17 protein-coding genes and 1 tRNA gene are annotated in these 19,818 nt (G+C 61.0%); 10 read left to right on the forward strand and 8 right to left on the reverse strand.

The genetic code is table 11. The features are described from left to right. Positions 1-24: 24 nt before the first annotated feature. The 9 genes from CupriaWKF_RS10260 (at position 25) to CupriaWKF_RS10300 (ending at position 9,654) form a co-directional block, all read left to right on the forward strand. Positions 25-2,487, forward strand: coding sequence for a heavy metal translocating P-type ATPase (locus CupriaWKF_RS10260; protein WP_276097793.1), 2,463 nt, complete (start codon positions 25-27; stop codon positions 2,485-2,487). Beyond that, positions 2,484-2,705 (forward strand): hypothetical protein, encoded by a 222-nt coding sequence (locus CupriaWKF_RS10265; protein ID WP_276097794.1) that lies wholly within the window; start codon positions 2,484-2,486, stop codon positions 2,703-2,705. Before CupriaWKF_RS10260 ends, CupriaWKF_RS10265 begins: the two co-directional genes overlap by 4 nt. 15 nt (positions 2,706-2,720) lie before the next feature. Then, a complete protein-coding gene (locus CupriaWKF_RS10270; protein ID WP_276097795.1) occupies positions 2,721-3,035 on the forward strand; it encodes a hypothetical protein in 315 nt (104 codons plus the stop codon). Between the two features lie 36 nt (positions 3,036-3,071). Beyond that, positions 3,072-3,332 carry a DUF2933 domain-containing protein gene (locus tag CupriaWKF_RS10275; protein ID WP_276097796.1) on the forward strand — a complete coding sequence of 87 codons (261 nt, stop codon included), beginning with the start codon at positions 3,072-3,074 and terminating at the stop codon, positions 3,330-3,332. Then, on the forward strand, positions 3,332-3,997 hold the full coding sequence (locus CupriaWKF_RS10280) for an isoprenylcysteine carboxylmethyltransferase family protein (RefSeq protein ID WP_276100752.1): 666 nt from the start codon (positions 3,332-3,334) through the stop codon (positions 3,995-3,997). The genes CupriaWKF_RS10275 and CupriaWKF_RS10280 overlap by 1 nt, the downstream gene beginning before the upstream one ends. A gap of 36 nt (positions 3,998-4,033) precedes the next feature. Further along, complete coding sequence (locus tag CupriaWKF_RS10285; protein ID WP_276097797.1) at positions 4,034-4,300, forward strand: DUF5676 family membrane protein; 267 nt, start codon at positions 4,034-4,036, stop codon at positions 4,298-4,300. A 154-nt stretch (positions 4,301-4,454) separates the two neighbouring features. Further along, the gene (gene ftsH / locus CupriaWKF_RS10290) at positions 4,455-6,392 is read left to right on the forward strand and encodes an ATP-dependent zinc metalloprotease FtsH (RefSeq protein ID WP_276097798.1); all 1,938 of its coding nucleotides are present in this window, start codon (positions 4,455-4,457) and stop codon (positions 6,390-6,392) included. After that, positions 6,373-7,176 (forward strand): polyphosphate kinase 2, encoded by an 804-nt coding sequence (gene ppk2, locus CupriaWKF_RS10295; RefSeq protein WP_276097799.1) that lies wholly within the window; start codon positions 6,373-6,375, stop codon positions 7,174-7,176. Before ftsH ends, ppk2 begins: the two co-directional genes overlap by 20 nt. 42 nt (positions 7,177-7,218) lie before the next feature. After that, positions 7,219-9,654, forward strand: coding sequence for a heavy metal translocating P-type ATPase (locus CupriaWKF_RS10300; protein WP_276097800.1), 2,436 nt, complete (start codon positions 7,219-7,221; stop codon positions 9,652-9,654). Between the two features lie 341 nt (positions 9,655-9,995). Here the strand turns inward: CupriaWKF_RS10300 and CupriaWKF_RS10305 are convergent, their stop codons facing one another. The 8 genes from CupriaWKF_RS10305 to cysS form a co-directional block, all read right to left on the reverse strand. Further along, on the reverse strand, positions 9,996-10,244 hold the full coding sequence (locus CupriaWKF_RS10305) for a DUF3330 domain-containing protein (protein WP_276097801.1): 249 nt from the start codon (positions 10,242-10,244) through the stop codon (positions 9,996-9,998). Positions 10,245-11,071: 827 nt separating this feature from the next. Then, positions 11,072-11,590, reverse strand: coding sequence for a hypothetical protein (locus CupriaWKF_RS10310; RefSeq protein WP_276097802.1), 519 nt, complete (start codon positions 11,588-11,590; stop codon positions 11,072-11,074). Positions 11,591-12,661: 1,071 nt separating this feature from the next. Then, positions 12,662-12,755, reverse strand: a tRNA-Ser gene (locus tag CupriaWKF_RS10315). 131 nt (positions 12,756-12,886) lie between these two features. Then, positions 12,887-14,137 (reverse strand): aspartate kinase, encoded by a 1,251-nt coding sequence (locus CupriaWKF_RS10320; protein WP_276097803.1) that lies wholly within the window; start codon positions 14,135-14,137, stop codon positions 12,887-12,889. Positions 14,138-14,254: 117 nt separating this feature from the next. Further along, a complete protein-coding gene (gene tilS / locus CupriaWKF_RS10325; RefSeq protein ID WP_276100753.1) occupies positions 14,255-15,568 on the reverse strand; it encodes a tRNA lysidine(34) synthetase TilS in 1,314 nt (437 codons plus the stop codon). 106 nt (positions 15,569-15,674) lie between these two features. Continuing rightward, entirely contained in the window at positions 15,675-16,646 is a 972-nt protein-coding gene (locus tag CupriaWKF_RS10330; protein ID WP_276097804.1) for an acetyl-CoA carboxylase carboxyltransferase subunit alpha, read from the reverse strand. A 115-nt stretch (positions 16,647-16,761) separates the two neighbouring features. Further along, positions 16,762-17,532, reverse strand: a complete 771-nt coding sequence (locus CupriaWKF_RS10335) for a DNA-3-methyladenine glycosylase (protein WP_276097805.1) — start codon at positions 17,530-17,532, stop codon at positions 16,762-16,764. After that, the gene (gene cysS, locus CupriaWKF_RS10340; protein WP_276097806.1) at positions 17,517-18,905 is read right to left on the reverse strand and encodes a cysteine--tRNA ligase; all 1,389 of its coding nucleotides are present in this window, start codon (positions 18,903-18,905) and stop codon (positions 17,517-17,519) included. The genes CupriaWKF_RS10335 and cysS overlap by 16 nt, the downstream gene beginning before the upstream one ends. A 243-nt stretch (positions 18,906-19,148) precedes the next feature. Between cysS and CupriaWKF_RS10345 the strand changes: the two genes are divergently transcribed. Beyond that, a complete protein-coding gene (locus tag CupriaWKF_RS10345; protein WP_276097807.1) occupies positions 19,149-19,802 on the forward strand; it encodes a tetratricopeptide repeat protein in 654 nt (217 codons plus the stop codon). Positions 19,803-19,818: the final 16 nt, after the last annotated feature.

Raw genomic sequence — 19,818 nt, forward strand, 5'->3', positions numbered from 1 at the left:
GCCAATCGCCCCCAGGAGGATGGCATGTCGACCAGGTCCGCTACCCCTACAGTTGGGGAAGAATCCACCATTATGGGTGGGCACGCGCCCCAACCGACAAGTCACCTGGATACTGCTCGCCAGCAATATGTGCGCGACCCTGTTTGTGGCATGGAAGTTTCTCCCGGGGAAGCGGCCGCCAGCGCGGAAGTCGACCACAAACGCTATTGGTTCTGCTCCAGCCACTGCGAGCAGATATTCCTCGCCAACCCGGCCCAATATATTCCCCCTCCAACAGACGACCCTGCCCCGGCAGGTGCGAGCGTTCCGTCGCCTGGCATGGCCACCCATGCTCCCGCGACCACCGGCGGTGCCAAGCAATTCGCCAAGGACCCCATTTGCGGAATGATGGTGGACAAGGCGACGGCCCTGTCCGCCGAGCGTGGCAACCGCAAGTACTACTTCTGCAGCGAGAGTTGTCTACGGACTTTCGAATCGCCAGAGAGCGAGTTGAAGGCCATGAAGACACGCGTGACGATTGCCCTCACGGGCGTCCTCGCGCTTGCTGTGCTGCGGGCGGGTGCGTTCCTGGCCCTGGCAGCCGGCGCCACCCTGCTGACGTGGGCACCGATTCCGGCCCTGCCTTGGTTCACGTGGGGCATGTGGCTGTTCTTGCTGGTCACGCCAGTGCAGTTCATCGGCGGCTGGAGCTTCTACAAGGGCGCGTGGAACGCCATCCGAACCCGCAACATCAACATGGACTTCCTCATCGCATTGGGAACGTCCGTCGCGTACTTCTACAGCGTGGTGGTGCTGTTCTTTCCAACCTGGTTGCCAGTTAAGGTCGAAGAGCGGGACGTCTATTTTGAGGTGTCGGCGGTCATTATTGCCTTCGTGCTGCTTGGCAAGTACATGGAGGAAATCATCAAGAAGAAGTCGTCGGCGGCGGTACGACGCTTGCTCGACCTTCGTCCGGCCGTCGCGCATGTGCTGCGTGATGGGAAGGAAGTGGAAATCCCGGCCGAAAGCATCATGGTGGGCGAGGCCGTTGTCGTGCGCCCGGGCGAGAAGATTCCCACGGATGGCAAGGTCGTGGAGGGTGAGTCCAGCGTCGACGAGTCAATGTTGACAGGCGAGTCGATGCCCGTTGAGAAGAAGCCGGGTACTGCCGTCATTGGCGGCACCCTGAACCGCAGCGGCGCCTTTACCTTCCAGGCGACAAAGATTGGCGCCGATACCGCGCTCGCCCAGATTATCAAGATGGTCGAGGACGCCCAGGCCAGTACCGCGCAGATTCAGCGGCTGGCGGACCAGGTCACCGGCTACTTCGTGCCCGCCGTGGTTTCCGTTGCCGTGTTGGCCCTGGTGGGTTGGAGCGTCGCGGGACACTTCCCCCACGGACTGCTCGCGTTTGTGGCGGTTCTAATCATCTCTTGCCCGTGTGCCCTCGGTGTCGCAACCCCTGCCGCCCTCATGGTCGGCGTCGGCAAGGGCGCGGATAACGGCATTCTGATTCGCGGCGGTGAAGTGCTGGAGCGTGCTGAGAAGCTCACGGCGGTCGTGTTTGACAAGACGGGAACGATTACGCGGGGAGAGCCTACTGTCACCGATGTCATCTCGTTCTCGAATCACGAGGAATCAACCCTGTTGACCCTTGCGGCGGCCGTCGAAAGTGGCTCTGAGCATCCTCTGGGCGAAGCCATCGTACGCGCCGCGCAACATCGCGGCCTCGCCATTCCCAAGGCTGCCAGCATCAGTGCCTTGTCAGGCATGGGCATTCAGGGGCAGGTCGACGGGCAAAAGACTTGGCTCGGGAATCGGCGTCTGTTTGGACGTCAGGGAATCCCGACCGGTGACGCTGAGTCGGTGCTGCAAAGGCTCGAGGCCGACGGAAAGACCGCCATGCTGGTAGGCGCTGGTAATACGCTGCTTGGCGTGGTCGCAGTGGCCGACACGGTGAAGCCAGAAGCCGAAGAGGCTGTCGCCGCCTTGAGGGCACGCAACATCAAAGTGGTGCTGTTAAGCGGAGACAACCGTCGGACGGCGGAGGCCATCGGCCGGCAGGTCGGCATCGACCGCGTGATTGCCGAAGTCATGCCGGAAGACAAGGTCGAAACCATTCAGGCCTTGCAGAAGCAGAGCGAAGTCGTGGCGATGGTGGGTGACGGCGTGAACGACGCGCCCGCCCTTGCAGCAGCCGACATCGGTATTGCCATCGGCTCTGGGTCGGACGTCGCCAAGGAAACAGGAAGCATCATCCTCATTCGCGACGATGTTCGTGATGTGGTCGCGTCTATCGAGCTCTCGCGCGCCACGATGCGCAAAATCAAGCAGAACCTCTTCTGGGCATTCGTCTACAACACCATTGGCATCCCGGTCGCCGCCTTCGGACTATTGAACCCTATCTTTGCAGCGGCGGCTATGGCGCTGTCCTCATTGAGCGTCGTAGCCAACTCCGCGCTGCTTAAGCGTGTGCGGCTTGGCCAGTCCAGTACGGAGGCGACATGAAACATACCGTCGCATGGATTTGCGCGGCACTGGCGACGTTGCTTGCTGTCGCCGTCGTGTACTGGTTTGGTGTATCGCCACTCACGCTATTGGTCGCCGTCTTTCTGCTGTCCTGCCCACTCGTCGTAGTTTGGGTTAGCTGGCGGCTTTCGCGTCAGTGCGAGCGCGACATTCAACAGGCCGTGGAACGCGAGCGCAAGGCCAGAGGCAATCCTTGACGAGGAAGACTTCACATGAACTGGCTCTCACAAAATCTGACGTGGCTCCTGCTTAGCGGAATGGGTCTCGGAGCCCTGATGGCGTGGCGACGCTTCACGAGCCGTCGAACCAATCAAGACGGCGGGCAACGCTACACAACCCAGGAGTACGGCTCCACTGCCCGCGACCCCGTCACTGTCACTGTCAACACGGTCAATACCGCGCACGCCATCACTTCAAACTTTGAGGGGCATACCTTCTTCTTTGAATCCGAAGCTTCCCGCACGGTCTTTCAGCAAGACCCGGAAAGATATGTGCACCGACATCATCGCAACCACGGTTGCTGCTGAGCAACATCCCGTTTCTTCCCCTGGTTGGAGGCAGGTATGAGTCACGACCATAGCAGTCACGAGCACCCAGACGATACGGAGGGAAAGATTTCCCGCTCCAAGCTGGTCACGATTGGCTTTCTTTTGGTGATTGGCTACTTCCTCTGGACGGAGCACCAGGCTCACGTCATTCAGTTCCTGCCGTTCCTGCTTCTGGCGGCTTGCCCGTTGATGCATCTCTTCATGCATCACGGCCATGGACACGGTCACGGGCAGCGCGACGAGCCGAAGGACATGGGCAACACGGGAGAGCGATGATGGAACACAACGCACAAAACGGCTACGGCCTTTGGTCGCTGGTGATTATTAACTCGGCGGTCTTCCTCATCTTTGCCTTCAGCTTTACCAAGCCGAAGACCGCTCGGGACTGGCGCTCCTTTGGAGCCTTCTCGGCGTTCATCGTGGCGCTCTTCACCGAGATGTATGGGATTCCCCTGACCATCTATCTCCTGTTGCCATGGCTGTCGGCGAAGTTTCCCGGTATCGACTTCCTGTCCCATGATGCCGGCCATCTTCCGGAGATGATTTTCGGCTGGCGGGGCAATCCCCACCTGGGCCCCTTCCACATCGCCAGCGACATCCTGATTTTTGGCGGATTCCTCATGCTATCTGCGGCGTGGCGAGTCTTGTACAAGGCTCAGCAAGAACACACCTTGGCCACCACCGGGCTCTACGCCCGTATGCGGCATCCGCAATATGTGGCGTTCATCCTGATTATGTTGGGATTCCTGCTGCAATGGCCCACGATACTCACATTCGCGATGTTCCCCATCCTGGTCTGGATGTACGTTCGCCTTGCCAAGGCAGAGGAGCAGGACGCACTGGCGGAATTTGGACAGGAATATGAGGCATACCGGCAAAGAACCCCCGGTTTCATCCCGCACTTCGGCGGTGGGGATATGCCTCAGACCAAGCCTCACTGAGGCTAGGCGGGAACCCCGTTGCAATTGGAGGCTGCCATGAATCCCTTCAAAACTGGTGTGACGTTGTCAGCCACGGTCGTGCTCTTCTACGCTTTGTGCACGCTCGTCTGGATGGCACTCCCCGAGCCCTTCATGAACTTCATGAACGCGCTCTTTCACGGGCTTGATTTCCGACGCCTTCAGACTGGCGAACCGGTGTCCTGGTGGTCCGTCATCTACCCGGCCATTGTGTTTGCAGTCTGGTTCTTTGCTGCCGGCAGCTTCTTTGCCTGGCTCTTTAACACCCTAAGGAGTGACCGCTGACCCCGACCGATGGCATTGACGGTTATGGAGCTCCCACCATGGACTGAACTTTGGTGTAACGCTGGCTCGTTGTTGAGGCCGGATGGGCTCGGTGGTCGTGCAGACAGCACTGGCCGCCGAGCTTTTTGATTGACCACAGGATGGAAAGGCCCCCATGGAACCGCGTCAACAATTTTCCCTTTGGTACATACTCGCGGCGGTCACAGCGATGCTCGTCCTTCAGAGCTTCTTTACTCCTTCTCACGTCGAGACGCTACCGTACAGTGATTTCAAGGTCTTATTGAAGGCTGGCAAGGTCAGGAATGTCACACTCGGGGAAGGAGCCATCACCGGAACGCTGAACACCGATAGCATCGAAAATCTGCTTCCCAAACAACAGGCCGATGAGATGCTGCAGCAGGGAAAGGGAGACCACGCATTCTCGACCGTTCGCGTCAACGACCCTAATCTGGTTCAAGACCTCGAAGCGGCCAAGGTGCGCTTCGTCGGGCAGGCCGACAACAAATGGATTGGCGCTCTGCTGTCATGGATTGTCCCTGCACTACTGTTCTTTGTCATCTGGAGCTTCCTCATTAAACGAGTGGGAGCTGGCGCCGGCGGCATGATGGAAATTGGCAAGAGTAAGGCCAAGGTCTATATGCAGAAGGAGACCGGCGTGACCTTTGCCGACGTTGCCGGTATCGACGAAGCGAAGGAAGAGCTCGCGGAAATAGTCAACTTCCTGAAGGACCCCCTGCGCTACCGGCGCCTCGGCGGCAAGATTCCCAAGGGGGTATTGCTGCTAGGTGCACCGGGAACTGGCAAGACGCTCCTGGCAAAGGCAGTCGCGGGGGAAGCCGGCGTTCCATTTTTTAGCATGAGCGGCTCGGAGTTCGTGGAGATGTTTGTCGGCGTAGGTGCAGCGCGCGTTCGCGACCTCTTCAACCAGGCCGAGACCAAGGCGCCCTGCATCATCTTCATTGACGAACTCGACGCGCTGGGCAAAACCCGTGCCTTCGGTGCAGTTACCGGCAACGACGAGCGCGAACAGACTCTGAACCAGTTGTTGGTTGAGATGGACGGCTTTGATACCAACAAAGGCGTCATCATCATGGCCGCGACCAACCGGCCGGAAATACTGGACCCAGCACTCTTGCGCCCCGGGCGGTTTGACCGTCATGTTGCGCTGGACCGGCCAGACCTGAAGGGCCGCGAGCAGATTCTCAAGGTACACGTCAAGAACGTCGTCCTTGCGCCCACTGTCGACCTGACAAAACTGGCAGCCCGCACGCCCGGTTTCGCTGGTGCCGACCTGGCCAATCTCGTCAACGAAGCTGCGCTTCTTGCCGCTCGCAAGGGCAAAGACGCGGTGGACATGACTGATTTCGATGAGGCGCTTGACCGCATCGTAGGCGGACTCGAGAAGAAGAATCGCCTAATGAATCCGCAGGAAAAGGAAACCATTGCCTACCACGAGGCTGGTCACGCTATCGTGGCGGAATTGCGCCCTCGGACTGACCGGGTCTCCAAGGTGTCGATTATCCCGCGAGGCGTCGCCGCCCTGGGCTACACGCAGCAGACCCCCACAGAAGACCGCTATCTCCTGAAGCAGAGCGAACTGTATGACCGGCTAGACGTCCTGCTGGGTGGGCGCATTGCCGAGCAGATTGTCTACGGAGACGTTTCAACTGGAGCACAGAACGACCTTCAACGTGCCACCGACATGGCTCGGCAGATGATTACGCGGTTCGGCATGAGCGAGCAGCTTGGGCTTGCCACTTATGAGGATATGCGGAATCCGCTCTTCAACGAAGCGGGCATGATGCCCCGTGACCTGAAGGAGTACAGCGAGAGCACTGCACAAATCATTGATGCAGAGGTCCGCAAGATTCTGGGTGACGCGAGCCTGCGGGTGAAGCAGACGCTGCTGGCGAATCGGCACAAGCTTGACGCACTGGCAAAGCTTCTCCTCGAACAGGAGGTGGTAGACCGACCTGCCCTGGACCTGCTGCTCTCCGAAAAAGTCACCACGCTAACACCCGGGAAGCCCCACCCAGCCACGCCCGCTGCGCCAGATGTACGGAAGGGAAATCATGAAAATGAAGGCAAGTAGCCACAGCGCCACATCCGAGGTAAGCGCGATTTCCCACGAGAACTACGAGGGGAACCTCCACCTGCTGCAAATTGAACTGGTCAAGCTGCAGAAACACTTCATCTGCTGCAATGACCGGATTCTGGTGATTTTTGAAGGCAGGGATGCTGCCGGGAAGGATGGCACCATCAAACGCATTATCGAACATCTCAGCCCTCGTGAAACCCGCGTGGTCGCGCTGGGAAAGCCTTCCGACCGCGACCGGGGCTCCTGGTACTTCCAGCGCTATACCGCCGAACTCCCAGCCGCTGGCGAGTTCACGCTCTTCAATCGCAGCTGGTACAACCGAGCGGGCGTGGAACACGTGATGGGCTTCTGCACTGATGACGAGCACGAGGAGTTCATGGCAAGCGTTCCGGAGTTCGAAGGGATGCTCGTGCGCTCCGGGATTCGTCTTATCAAGTACTACCTGGACATCAGTAAAGCCGAACAGAAGAAGCGCATCGAAGAGCGCCGTCGAGACCCGCTAAAGCAATGGAAAGTCAGCCCCATCGACGAGCAAGCAGTATCGCTCTGGAAGAAGTACAGCAAGGCGCGCAACGAGATGTTTGCTCGGACCAGCGACATCGTGCCATGGAACGTCGTGCGCGCCGACGACAAACGTGTCGCGCGCCTCAGTGTCATCAAGGATTTGCTGACCCGTCTGCACTATGCGAACAAAGATAAAGAGCTGATACGTCCCAATCTCGAAGTGGTGTTCCCCTATGCAGAGGAACATCTGGTGAGCGGTGCGATTGCGAAGTGACTGTTGCTCGTTGCGAACCCACGTACAGCAAGGATGGATAAGATGAAGACTAGTATCATCGAAGTAGGAGGTCTCCTGTCTGTCCTCAGCGCGCGCGGGGTCGAGAAGCAGCTTGCACGCCTACCCGGAGTTGTCCGGGTGGAGGTCAACTGCGTCTCCGGTAGCACCACGGTCGAGTATGACGATACGGTGACGAGTCTAAGCGCCATCAAGGCGAAACTCGAAGAGTGCGGCCACCATTGCCATGGTGAACTGGTGCCACGGCACATCTGCACGCCAGAAGACCCGCCGGGTGGCCTCGTCGCAAGCGGCATTGTTGGCGAGCACGCGCACACGGCAGCCCGGCTGGCCGCGCTTGGCAGACACCCGGACCGTATCCATGCGGCTACACACGGTGCGAAAGGGGAAGTAGAAGCCCACACTACACATGGCCAGATGGTCCGTGACATGGGGCACGGCGCGGGCATGGATATGGGGGAAATGGTGCGCGATATGCGCAACCGGTTCTGGATTTGCCTGGTGTTCACCATCCCCATCTTTCTCTACGCGCCGATGGGAATGCAGATTCCCATGCCGAGTCCGCCATTCGGCCTGGGCATGAACCAGTGGCTGTTCCTGCTGGCGAGCGCGGCCATCCTGTATCCAAGTTGGCCCTTCTTCGTATCCGCGTGGCGCGCCCTCCGGGACGGCACGCTCAACATGGCCACACTGGTTGTCCTCTCTGTCGGTACGGGCTATCTGTTCAGCGTCGGAGCGACTTTCTTCTTTCGGGGAGAGCAGTTCTACGAGGCCTCGGCAGTCCTCCTGGTATTTATCCTCCTGGGACATTGGTTGGAGATGCGCGCGCGTGCTGGCGCATCGGACGCCATTCGCTCGCTGATGAATCTGGCGCCACCCAAGGCCACGGTACTGCGCGATGGCCGCGAGTTCGAGATAGCGACAGCCGATGTCAAGCTAGGGGACATCGTTATCATCCGCCCTGGCAACAAGATTCCTGCTGACGGTGCGATTATCGATGGTGTATCCCAAGTGGATGAATCGATGTTGACCGGAGAATCGCTTCCCGTGCGGAAGGGACCAGGCGACAGCGTCATCGGCGCCACGATTAACAAGAGCGGCAGCTTCCGCTACCGAGCGACGCGGGTCGGGAGTGACACTGCTCTGGCGCAAATCGTGAAGATGGTGCAAGAGGCTCAGAACTCCAAAGCACCTGCACAACTGCTGGCGGACCGCGCCTCGCAGTGGCTCGTGCTCGCCGCTCTCGGCATTGGCATAGCGACTTTTGTCATCTGGTATGGCTGGTTGGGCCAGACCTTGCTGTTTGCCATGACCCTCACCATTACAGTCTTCGTCATTGCCTGCCCCGATGCGCTTGGGCTGGCAACCCCGATGGCGGTTATGGTTGGGACCGGGCTGGGGGCCATGAACGGGATTCTGTTCAAGAATGCTTCTGCCTTGGAGGATGCCACCAAGCTTGACGTGGTCGTCTTCGACAAGACGGGTACCCTGACCATGGGCGAACCGGATGTGGTGGATATCTTCGCGCACCAAGACGTCGATGCAAATGCGATGCTCGCGCTTGCGGCATCGGTGGAACAAGCGTCAGAGCACCCTCTGGCTCAGGCCATTCTCAAACGAGCTAGCGGCCTTGCGATGTTGGCGACAACTAACTTTACCAATATCGACGGTATGGGTGCCAAGGCGGTAATTGACGGACGAGTAGCACTACTCGGCAACCGCGTCCTGATGACCACACACGGGGTGGATATGAATGGCCTGACTGAAAAGTCCGACCAGATGCAGGGTGCGGGCCGGACGGTCATCCACGTCGCCTACGGCGGAAAACTGTTTGGCTTGATTGCCATTGCCGATGCCCCGCGACCAACCTCCGCAGCTGCGGTCAAGAAGCTGCGTGAACGAGGCGTGCAGGTGGCGATGCTGACTGGGGATAACAAGGCCACAGCGGAGCGTATCGGTGCAAGCTTGGGCATTGAGTTAGTGCTGTCGGACGTGTTGCCTGGGCAAAAAGCCGAGAAGGTCAAGGAACTGCAGGCGCAGGGCAAGAAGGTTGGCATGGTGGGCGATGGCATCAACGACGCACCTGCGCTAACCCAGGCGGACGTCGGCTTCGCGATTGGCGCCGGCACGGACGTCGCGATGGAAAGCGCAGACATCGTGCTCATGAAGAGCGACCCGTTTGATGTGGTCGGGGCCATCGAGCTGTCGCGCGCAACGCTGCGCAAGATGCACCAGAACCTATGGTGGGCGGTCGCCTACAATCTCATTGCCTTTCCATTGGCAGCGGGTGTGCTGTACCCGTTCACATTAAGCCCAGCGATTGCTGCACTGTCCATGTCCGGCAGCTCTGCCTTGGTAGCGGTCAATGCGCTGTTGCTCAAGCGCACCAAGCTCGCGGGCATTCGCGCTCCATCACCGCCAGTGTCGCCTTCAGATGTGGCTGCACCGGTGGCCAGTTGAGCGGTGTGTACCGTGGACGCGGACACAGATTGCCGGCTTTACTGACGACTACGGACTCTTTGCACTGACGGCCATCGCGGCTTCGCCGTTGCCGCAAACGCCGGCCCTCGTGTTTGTCGCGCTAGCAGAACTATCACCCCTCGCCGTGTTTGGCATCTTGAGCGGGAAACTTGCGAAGTATGGTTTCACTGCGTGGGTGGCTGCTCGCGCCCGCGAGCCGTTGCAGGGTGAGATTGCGGAAATGATTGCGTCTATAGAAAGGGAAAAGGTCTCATGGCCGAAAGGAAGTACGACATAAGCGAGGCCCAGCACGCTCTTCCCCAATCGCTGTTCCGCAGCAGTCAGCATTTGCTCGCGGTTTTATTGGACGACAATAGTCCCTCTCTCGCCATGGAAGGCGGCGCAGTCTCCTGCTGCACGACTTTCTCTGGGAACTGACGACGCCACTGTGCATAGCAGTCCAGACCGCAGAAGTAGACGACGTAGTCGCATGCCTCGGGGACGATCGCCTCGGACTGTGGTACTTCCTTCATACAGACCTCGCAGGGGACGTGAACGAGGTCTTTGGGTGGGTCAAGCTTGTTGGTCATGATTCGACTCCCGGCACCGCGGCGGTGATTCTTCGCAGCAGCGGCGCATAAACGTCAATCGCCCGATGGCTGGCGAACGGATCTTCGTTGAGCAACGATACGGAATCCTAGATCGCTCCTCTCGAATTAAGGATCGTCTATTGCAGAGCGCCGTGGTTGATATGCATCAAGGCAAGGCCACGGCAAGCAGTCGGGACTCCATAGTGCAGTTGCGCTGGTCATCTCCAACGATGGCGGGCGCCCGGGCGCCTGCTCCAGGACTCGCCCCTCGTCTATCGCCGAAGCGTTGGGCCATGGCTCGAGGTCTGGATGGACGGTGGCAAACACGGCAGCCAATACGTGCTCAGGGCTCCGGGGCTTTGGGCACGCGGCACGATGCTCTGACGCAGCTTCCTCCATGGCCTGGCGCGCCGGCATCCACGTGACCGCGGATCGACGCCAGCAAGCAGGACCTGACGATGGCCTTCTGGGACGCAGCCTGCGTGGGCAGGAGTCCCTTAGCGCGCATTGGACGTGCGTTTAAAACCGCTTTTCTTCCCGCGCGGTCACTTGACGAGAAAGGCGCGGACAGCGCAACTGGCAAGGACAGGCATCAAACAAACCTAGACAACCTGCGACACTTGGAACGTAGACATCCAGGCCAAAGTTCACGGGTCGGCCTTTTGGCGCCAGCCTAAATGTCTTGCGATCCATGGGTCGTAAAGGCTTCCGAAACGGTGCCCCCGGCGCCTCAGCCCCCATCTTCGGAATGCGGTTGAGGAAAGAGAGAATGTAGCGCCAGAAAAACGGGAACCCTGCCACACGGCACTTATTGCGACGCGCAGCAATTACTTGCTTGGATTCGTCTTCATGGAAAAATCAAGAAATTCCTGATCTTTTGCCTTTGGTATTTTGAATTTTATGAATCCATACCCAAGCGAAGTATGGCAAGCGTTGCAACCATTGACAGCCTCGGAAAAATGTCGGTTGAATTGGTTGATATCTTGTTTTTCGATCGCCTTGCTCAGCGGCAATAGGTACGTTTGCTCATTTGCCTTTAGCATCGAGGCGCGCTGAGGTCTCGTTACCTCACCAACCTCTTGCGCTTCCAGTAGCTCCTTGAGCTCATATTGTGCAAGGCCCCAGTTTCCGCCATTAGCTGCCCAGTAAATTTCGACAAAGCGGCGACCCATCTCGTGCATGACGGCGCCAAGACCCGGCTGAATGGATGCGATGGCATCAACTCGCTTTTCCAGCGAACCTTTTTCGATGCTCTTCTCCGCCTCGCCTATCGTCTGTGCCGATAGCCAAGTTGCGGTGAACATTGAGACTAGAAGGAGCAGACCGCGTAGCGCAAAGGTGTTCATCACAGTAGCTCGTCAATTTTTTGAACGATGAATATGCCCTCCGCCACAGCGCCAAGAAGGGATCGTCTGGGCGGTTGGAGTCGCCAGGAACGGCCCCAAGCGACGCGACCATGCCCACTCCCATTGAAGGCCAGCGTCAAAGTAATGACAACCTAATCGAACCGCCTCTTCGTGTATCGCTAGAAGCGGATCAAAACCAGACCCAGAGGCACTTGACATAGGGCAGCCAAAGACCGGAAGGCCATTCTGTCAGCCGTATCTGTCACAAATTCATATGCACCCAAAGACACACCGGTTGGGAGGTCAGGGTCGGTCAGAGGCGGCAGCAGCTTTTTGCGGTGGGCATTCGAGGTGTCATTTGCCCATTGGCGCGACTGGATATGGGATATTTGTCCTTCCCGTGCAAATCGATACGGTTGAAGAGAAAATTCTTCGTTATATCAATGACTTGCAAAAATACCACAGTGCTATTTTTCTATGCCGTAAGTCGTTGGTGACATTGGAAAGTTCGCATCTCAGCGTATCAATCTGCGCGGAAAGCACGACCCCCCAAGTTGAAGGACGAAGGTCGCCGGCCCAAGATCGGAAGCCCTGCGCGCATTGTAGGTGCCTCTTTGGCCTCTTGGTAGCTGGTCGTCAGCCCCCGCTTTGGGGCAGTCTCCAAAAAAACTCCACAGACGGTGAGCCCTTCGACGTTGCGGTCGCAGACCGCCGGCGACGGTGATGGCGGCGACTCGACCCCTGAGGGTTGACCGGGATTCGAAGTTGAAGGACGGAGGTGCAAAATTCGACCAGCTTGGCGGCGGTACGATTGGCCTCGCCGACCGAATTGGTGGGCAGGCGAAAGCAGACTTCTTTGCGAACGTTGCCGACGACCAGACGACGCACGTCAGCCGGTACGGCCATCCGAAAATACGGAGCGCCTTTACGGACTTTGATGTAGGAGGAGTATTTCATGGAAGCCACCAATCCATGGTACGCCGTTTGGTACAAACGACGGGACAGCGGCACGGACATAGTAGCCCGATTTTAGGCCAGAACCCGGCCCCCGCGGGGGCCGGGCATGTCTTCTGGCGGAGACGGAGGGATTCGAACCCTCGATCCAGGTTTTGGCCCAGATGCTCCCTTAGCAGGGGAGTGCCTTCGACCTCTCGGCCACGTCTCCCAAACTTGCGTTGTTCGAGGGAGCCGAACAACGAAGCGCAAATTCTAGCGATACCTTCGTGGTTGGTCAACGAAAAATCGATAACTCAACACAAAAAATTTCGGCGTCGCCAGAAAAAACTTACGAACGGATCAGGCCTGTTCCAGTTCGAACGCCTTGTGCAGCGCGCGCACGGCGAGTTCCATGTACTTCTCGTCGATCAGCACCGAGATCTTGATTTCCGAGGTGGAGATCATCTGGATGTTGATGCCCTCTTCCGACAGCGTGCGGAACATCTTGCTGGCGACGCCAACGTGCGAGCGCATGCCCACGCCGACCACCGAGACTTTCGACACCTTCGGGTCGCCCGAAACGTTGGCCGCGCCAACGTGCGGCTTGACGCTGTCGTTCAGCAGCGACAGCGTGCGCTGGTAGTCGCCGCGCGGCACGGTGAACGTGAAGTCGGTCTTGCCGTCCACCGACTGGTTCTGGATGATCATGTCGACGTCGATGTTGGCGTCGGCGACCGGACCCAGGATCTGGTACGCGATACCCGGCTTGTCGGGCACGCCCAGGACGGTGATCTTGGCTTCATCGCGGGCAAAGGCGATGCCGGAGATGACTGCGGCTTCCATGTTGGAATCTTCCTCAAAAGTGATCAGCGTGCCCGAGTTGATTTCCTGCTCGAGCGGCATAAGCGGGTCGGTCAGCGACGACAGCACGCGGGTCTTCACGCGGTACTTGCCTGCGAATTCCACCGAACGGATCTGCAGCACCTTGGAGCCCAGGCTGGCCATTTCCAGCATTTCCTCGAAGGTGATCTTGTCCAGGCGGCGGGCGTCTTCGACCACGCGCGGATCGGTGGTGTACACGCCATCCACGTCGGTGTAGATCAGGCATTCGTCGGCCTCGATGGCGGCGGCAATGGCCACGGCCGAGGTGTCCGAGCCGCCACGGCCTAGCGTCGTGATGTTGCCGTCGTCGTCAATGCCCTGGAAGCCGGTGATGACCACCACGCGGCCGGCGTCGAGATCGCCAAGGATGCGCTCGTCGTCGATCGACTCGATGCGGGCCTTGGTATAAGACGAATCGGTCTTCACCGGCACCTGCCAGCCCGTGTAGCTCACGGCGTCGATATTCTCGCCGTGCAGCGCAATGGCCAGCAGCGCGACGCTGGCCTGTTCGCCGGTCGAGGCGAGCATGTCCAGTTCACGCGGATCCGGCTGTGCCGAAATCTCCTTGGCGAGTCCCAGCAGGCGATTGGTTTCGCCCGACATGGCCGAAGGCACCACGACTACGCGGTGACCGGCGCGGTGCCACTTGGCCACGCGCTTGGCGACATTCTTGATGCGTTCCGTGGAACCCATCGAAGTGCCGCCGTATTTGTGAACGATGAGAGCCATCTTCTTGTCGACGCCAGCGATTGTGCAAAGCTCTTGAAAATACACGAACCACGCCCATCAGGCAAGGCGCAGCCGCTTTGGCAAGTCACCGAAAGTGATCCTGCGGCCGGCCTTGCGTTATTCCGTGTGTGTGCGGGCGGCCACCTGCACCCACTCGACACGCCAACGTGGCGCGTGTGGCGCCTCGTCCCAGCGTCGATGCATGCCCAGCCCCGCAGCCAGCACCAGCGCATCTCCGGCCCAAAGCAGCGGCAGCCAGCACCGCCGCCAGCGCGGCACACCGGCCTCCTGGTAAGCCTGCTTGAGCGCACGCGCGGGACCGCCGGGCCGCAGCACGATGCGCTCGCCGCCATGGCGCGCGGCAAGCCGCAGCGGCTGCCGCAGCACGGCTTCGGGCACGCCGAAGGTGTCGTCGCGCGTGAAGCGAAGTTCGCCGCGCCAGGCCGGCACCACAATGCGCGCTTCACCGCGCCACGCAAATGCCTGCGGCGCTGGCCGCGTATTGGGCTCGGGCCGGCAGGCCAGCACCCTGCCCTGGAACCGCCGCAGCACCAGGCCGTCATGGGGAATGGCCGGCTCGCCACCACCATGGTCGAGAAATTGTTCGCGCATGGCGGCCAACCTCGCCGTCGACGGGGCCCGTACGCCGAGGTCGCGCAGCCAGAGACGCAGCACGGCGTCGGCATGGGATGCGGGCAATTCCCGCAGGCCTCGCAGGTCCAACTCGGCCAGCGTGTCGGCATCGCGGCCCGGCACAACCAACCTCGCCAGAGCGGTGCTTGCCAGGTCATCGAGCATGCTGACGGCTTGGGCGAAATGGCCAGCCGCCTGTGCAACGTTCGCGCGTAGCGCCGGGAATGCCTGCTCAAGCTGTGGCAGTTGCGCGCGCAGCGCATTGCGTGCGTATCGCGTGCTGTCGTTGGATGGGTCTTCGATCCAGGTCAGCTCATGCGCGGCGCAATAGCCATCGATATCGGCGCGCGGCACGTCCAGCCACGGCCTCAGCAAGGCGATGTCACCGTCTTCATCCAGCCTGCGCATGGCAGGCATGCCAGCCATGCCTGCCACGCCCGCGCCGCGAAAAAGCCGCAACAGCACGGTTTCAACCTGATCGTCGAGGTGGTGGGCAAACAGCAGCAGCCCGGCCCCGCTCGCGCGGCACATCTCGCCCAGCGCCGCATAGCGTGCGCGCCGCGCGGCTGCCTCAACGCCCTCGCCCGTGCCGGCCTGTACCGTGACACGCCGCACGAAATAGCCAATCTGCCAGCGCGCGCACAGGTCCGCGCAGAACCTGTCCCAGTCGTCCGCCTGCGCTTGCAGGCCATGGTGCACGTGCAGTGCCACCACGCGGGCTGGCAGGTTCCATGCGGAAACGGCGGCCTGCGCGGCATGCAGCAGCGCCACCGAATCGCGGCCGCCGGACAGCGCCACGGCTACCGCCAATTCGGCCTGACCGGACGCCGCGCCGCCAGAAACAACAAAGGCCGCACTGGCCTGGAGGGCCTGTGCGACCTTGTCGGTCAGGCGGTCGGACAACTCAGTCCTGGACGCCGGTTTCCTTGAACTTGCCATAGGCGAGCAGGCGCTCGTAGCGGCGCGCTTGCAGCTCCTTCACGCTCACGCCCTGGAACTGGCGCAGCGATTCAGCCAGGGAACGCTTGAGCATGGCGGCCATGCCCTTGACGTCGCGGTGGGCGCCGCCCAGCGGCTCGCTGACGATCTTGTCGATCAGGCCCAGCGCCTTCAGGCGGTGGGCGGTCAGGCCCAGGGCTTCCGCGGCTTCCGGCGCCTTCTCGGCCGTCTTCCAAAGGATCGACGCGCAGCCTTCCGGCGAGATCACCGCGTAGGTCGCGAATTGCAGCATCTGCACCACATCGCCGACGGCAATGGCCAGGGCACCACCCGAGCCACCTTCGCCGATGATCGTGGCAATCAGGGGCACCTTGAGGCCGGCCATCACGTAGAGGTTATGGCCGATGGCTTCCGACTGGCCACGCTCTTCGGCATCGATGCCAGGGAACGCGCCCGGCGTATCCACGAACGTGAAGATCGGCAGGCCGAACTTGTCGGCCAGCTCCATCAGGCGCTTGGCCTTGCGATAGCCCTCGGGCTTGGGCATGCCGAAATTGCGCAAGGCGCGCTCTTTCGTGTCACGGCCCTTCTGGTGGCCGATGACCATGCACGACTGGCCGTTGAAGCGGGCCAGGCCGCCGACGATCGAAAGGTCGTCGGCAAAGGTGCGATCGCCATGCAGCTCGTGGAAATCGGTGAAGATCTCACGCACATAGTCGAGCGTGTATGGGCGCTGCGGATGACGGGCGATCTGCGCAACCTGCCACGGGGTCAGGTTAGCGTAGATGTCCTTGGTGAGCTGCTGGCTCTTGCCAGCCAGCCGCGAAATCTCTTCGGAAATATCGACAGCCGAATCGTCCTGCACGAAACGCAGTTCTTCGATCTTTGCCTCGAGTTCGGCAATGGGCTGCTCAAAATCCAGGAAGGTGGTTTTCATAAAATCACACGTACCTGTCTGTGAAGGGGCGCATTCTACCGGAATTTGGCCGCTATCTTTGCGCCGGGCAGATAGCCTTTACTGCACCTGCAGCTACTTTTTGTTACGGCTATGCCTAATAAGTCACTGGCAGCGGGTCGAGACTACGCCACATATACCATGTAGCCACTGTTCGCCAGGGCTCCCAGTTTGCCGCGACTTCGCGCGCTTCGCTACGGGTCACGGGCTCGCCGCTGAAATAATTGGTCGAGATCGCATTGATCAGTCCGATGTCGTCCAGGGGCAGGACGTTGGGCCGCATCAGATTGAACATCAGGAACATCTCGGCCGTCCAGCGACCGATGCCGCGGATCTGCGTGAGCTCCGCGATGACGGCTTCGTCGTCCATCACCGCCCATTCGCTCACATGGACGCGGCCGGCCTTGAAGTGATCGGCGAGGTCGGTGATGTATTCCGCCTTGCGGCGCGACAGCCCGCAGCCGGCCAGCTTCTCGGGCCCCGCGCGCAGAATCTGTGCAGGCGTCAGCTTCGGACAGGCCGCGGCCAGCCGTTCCCAGACCGACTGCGCCGCCTTGACCGAAATCTGCTGACCCACCACCGAGCGCGCGAGTGTGATGAACGGATCCCCGCGCGAAACCAGATGGGCCGGACCATAGGTCGGGATCATCTTGCGCAGGATCCGGTCGCGCTTCATGAGGTCGGCGCAGGCCTCATCCCAGTAGGCGGGACGTACGGCGTCGACGACCGTCTCGACCGGCAGCGGCAATGCCTCGGCTTCCGGCAGCACGGCCTTCCCGTCCCTCGCACCACCCTTGGCGGTGCGGGAAGTGGTGGTCTTGGCCGGTGCGGCGGGCTTGCGCGCGGCAGCGTTCAAGCACGCCTCCATTCGGTCGCACCGCCTGGCTTGTCTTCCAGCACGATGCCCGCGGCCAGCAGTTCCGCGCGGATGCGGTCGGCTTCCGCGAAGTTACGCTCGGCCTTGGCCGCCTTGCGCGCCGCGATCAGCGCCTCGATTTCTTCCGGCGCCGGGCCGTCCGCCTGCTTGCCGCCCTGCAGGAATGTATGCGGATCGCGCTCGAGCAGGCCCAGCGTACCGGCCAGTCCCTTGAGCTGGCGGGCCGCCACGGACGAGCCGGTGCGGTTGATCTCGCTGGCCAGGTCGAACAGCACCGCCATGGCGATCGGCGTGTTGAAGTCGTCGCCCATAGCCTCGGCAAAGCGCTTCGCGTGCGCCTCTTCCCAGTCCACGGCATAGCCGCCGGGCTGCGCATCCTTGAGCGCCGTATAGAGTCGCGTCAGCGCGTGCCGTGCATCGTCGAGGTGGGCATCGCTATAGTTCAACGGGCTGCGGTAGTGCGCACGCAGGATGAAGAAACGGACCACTTCCGGGTCGTATTCCTTCAACACCTCGCGGATCGTGAAGAAGTTGCCGAGCGATTTCGACATTTTCTCGTCATTCACGCGCACAAAGCCGTTGTGCATCCAGACATTGACGAACGGCCTGCCGCTCGCGCCTTCGGACTGCGCGATCTCGTTCTCATGGTGCGGGAACTGCAAATCGGCACCGCCGCCGTGGATATCGAAATGCTCGCCGAGCAGCGTGCAGCTCATGGCCGAGCATTCGATGTGCCAGCCGGGGCGGCCCTTGCCCCACTTCGAGTCCCACTTGCTCTCGGGCGGCTCGCTTTCCTTGGCGGATTTCCACAGCACGAAGTCGAGCGGATCCTGCTTGGCATCGTTGGCCGTCACGCGCTCGCCGGCGCGCAGGTCTTCCAGCGACTTGCCGGAAAGCTTGCCGTAGCCGTCGAACTTGCGCACGGAGTAGTTCACGTCGCCATCGGTCGCCTGGTAGGCAAGCCCCTTTGCTTCAAGCTTGCCGATCAGGTCGAGCATCTGCGGCACGTAGTCGGTCGCGCGCGGTTCATGGTCCGGGCGGACGATGCCCAGCGCATCGGCATCCTCGTGCATGTACTGGATGAAGCGCGTGGTCAGCTGGCCGATGGTTTCGCCATTCTCTGCCGCGCGGCGGATGATCTTGTCGTCGATATCCGTAATGTTCTGGACAAATGTCACCTCATAGCCGGCGGCCCGCAGCCAGCGATGCACCATGTCGAACACCACCATCACGCGCGCGTGGCCGACGTGACAGTAGTCGTACACGGTCATGCCGCACACGTACATGCGGACCTTGCCGGGCTCGATGGGCACGAATGGCTGTTTCTCACGCGCGAGCGTGTTGTAGATGTTCAGAAGCTGCATGAAGCAATGAGTGTGATGTGAGGTGACTGCCGGCAACTGTCGCCCGGCCCGTGACGGCGTCGTCAGGCCCGGCGCGATGGCGCGCGCGCAAACCCCGGAGCCCCATATCTTACCGGAAGCGCCCTGCCGCCACCCACCGCCGACGGGTTACGTGGCGCCGCCCCGGTGGCGTGTCATCTACGTGCATCGTGCCGGCGGTGCCGCTTTGCTAGAATGCCGCGGAGTATAACGGACCGCCCTTCAATGAGCCTGACCCTGCCCACCGAGCGCCTCGCCCCAGCGCGCCGCGCCATGACCGCACTGGCCGTGCTTGCCGCGCTGGCAGGCACTGCCCATGCGCAGAACGGCCCGCTGTCCCTGGCCGCCCCGACCGCGCCGCCATCGGGCCCGCGTTCGGCCGACCCTGGCATGGCCAAGGCTGAACGCGCCGCCGCCGGCAAGCGCTACGACGAAGCCATTTCCGGGTACGACCGCGTGCTGGCCACCAACCCTCGGAATGCGCAGGCCCGTTTCGAGCGCGCCTGGGCCATGGCGCAGGCTGGCCGCGAGGACGACGCGATCCGGGCATTCGCCGAAATGGCGCAGGATTTCCCAGAGCTGCCAGAGCCGCACAACAACCTCGCGCTGCTCTACGCAAAACGCGGCGATCTGAAACGCGCGGAAGCGGAGCTGTTGCTCGCCACCGAGGTCAAGCCCGGCTTTGCCATCGGCTACACCAACCTGGGTGACGTCTACCGGCGCCTGGCCGAGCAGGCCTATGCCGAAGCGCTGCGCCGCAACCCCGGCGATGCGCGCGCCGGCGCCGCGCTGCGCCAGTTGCGGCCTGCCGCAAACCCGGCAAGCCCGACCACCCCGGCCCCGGTCCACGCGCCTGCCAGCGCACCGGCCGCGCGCTGATACCGCCGCCCACTTC

The organism is Cupriavidus sp. WKF15 (assembly GCF_029278605.1).
In the GTDB taxonomy this organism is placed as follows: Bacteria; Pseudomonadota; Gammaproteobacteria; order Burkholderiales; family Burkholderiaceae; genus Cupriavidus.

Coding starts and splice junctions, on each gene's coding strand:
- cysS (WP_276097806.1), bottom strand. CDS start 18,905: ATGCAGCTTCTGAACATCTACAACACGCTCGCGCGTGAGAAACAGCCA.
- ppk2 (WP_276097799.1), top strand. CDS start 6,373: ATGAAAATGAAGGCAAGTAGCCACAGCGCCACATCCGAGGTAAGCGCG.
- CupriaWKF_RS10310 (WP_276097802.1), bottom strand. CDS start 11,590: ATGAACACCTTTGCGCTACGCGGTCTGCTCCTTCTAGTCTCAATGTTC.
- CupriaWKF_RS10305 (WP_276097801.1), bottom strand. CDS start 10,244: ATGACCAACAAGCTTGACCCACCCAAAGACCTCGTTCACGTCCCCTGC.
- ftsH (WP_276097798.1), top strand. CDS start 4,455: ATGGAACCGCGTCAACAATTTTCCCTTTGGTACATACTCGCGGCGGTC.
- CupriaWKF_RS10280 (WP_276100752.1), top strand. CDS start 3,332: ATGGAACACAACGCACAAAACGGCTACGGCCTTTGGTCGCTGGTGATT.
- CupriaWKF_RS10300 (WP_276097800.1), top strand. CDS start 7,219: ATGAAGACTAGTATCATCGAAGTAGGAGGTCTCCTGTCTGTCCTCAGC.
- CupriaWKF_RS10345 (WP_276097807.1), top strand. CDS start 19,149: ATGAGCCTGACCCTGCCCACCGAGCGCCTCGCCCCAGCGCGCCGCGCC.
- CupriaWKF_RS10260 (WP_276097793.1), top strand. CDS start 25: ATGTCGACCAGGTCCGCTACCCCTACAGTTGGGGAAGAATCCACCATT.
- CupriaWKF_RS10330 (WP_276097804.1), bottom strand. CDS start 16,646: ATGAAAACCACCTTCCTGGATTTTGAGCAGCCCATTGCCGAACTCGAG.
- CupriaWKF_RS10265 (WP_276097794.1), top strand. CDS start 2,484: ATGAAACATACCGTCGCATGGATTTGCGCGGCACTGGCGACGTTGCTT.
- CupriaWKF_RS10285 (WP_276097797.1), top strand. CDS start 4,034: ATGAATCCCTTCAAAACTGGTGTGACGTTGTCAGCCACGGTCGTGCTC.
- CupriaWKF_RS10275 (WP_276097796.1), top strand. CDS start 3,072: ATGAGTCACGACCATAGCAGTCACGAGCACCCAGACGATACGGAGGGA.
- CupriaWKF_RS10320 (WP_276097803.1), bottom strand. CDS start 14,137: ATGGCTCTCATCGTTCACAAATACGGCGGCACTTCGATGGGTTCCACG.
- CupriaWKF_RS10335 (WP_276097805.1), bottom strand. CDS start 17,532: ATGGAGGCGTGCTTGAACGCTGCCGCGCGCAAGCCCGCCGCACCGGCC.
- CupriaWKF_RS10270 (WP_276097795.1), top strand. CDS start 2,721: ATGAACTGGCTCTCACAAAATCTGACGTGGCTCCTGCTTAGCGGAATG.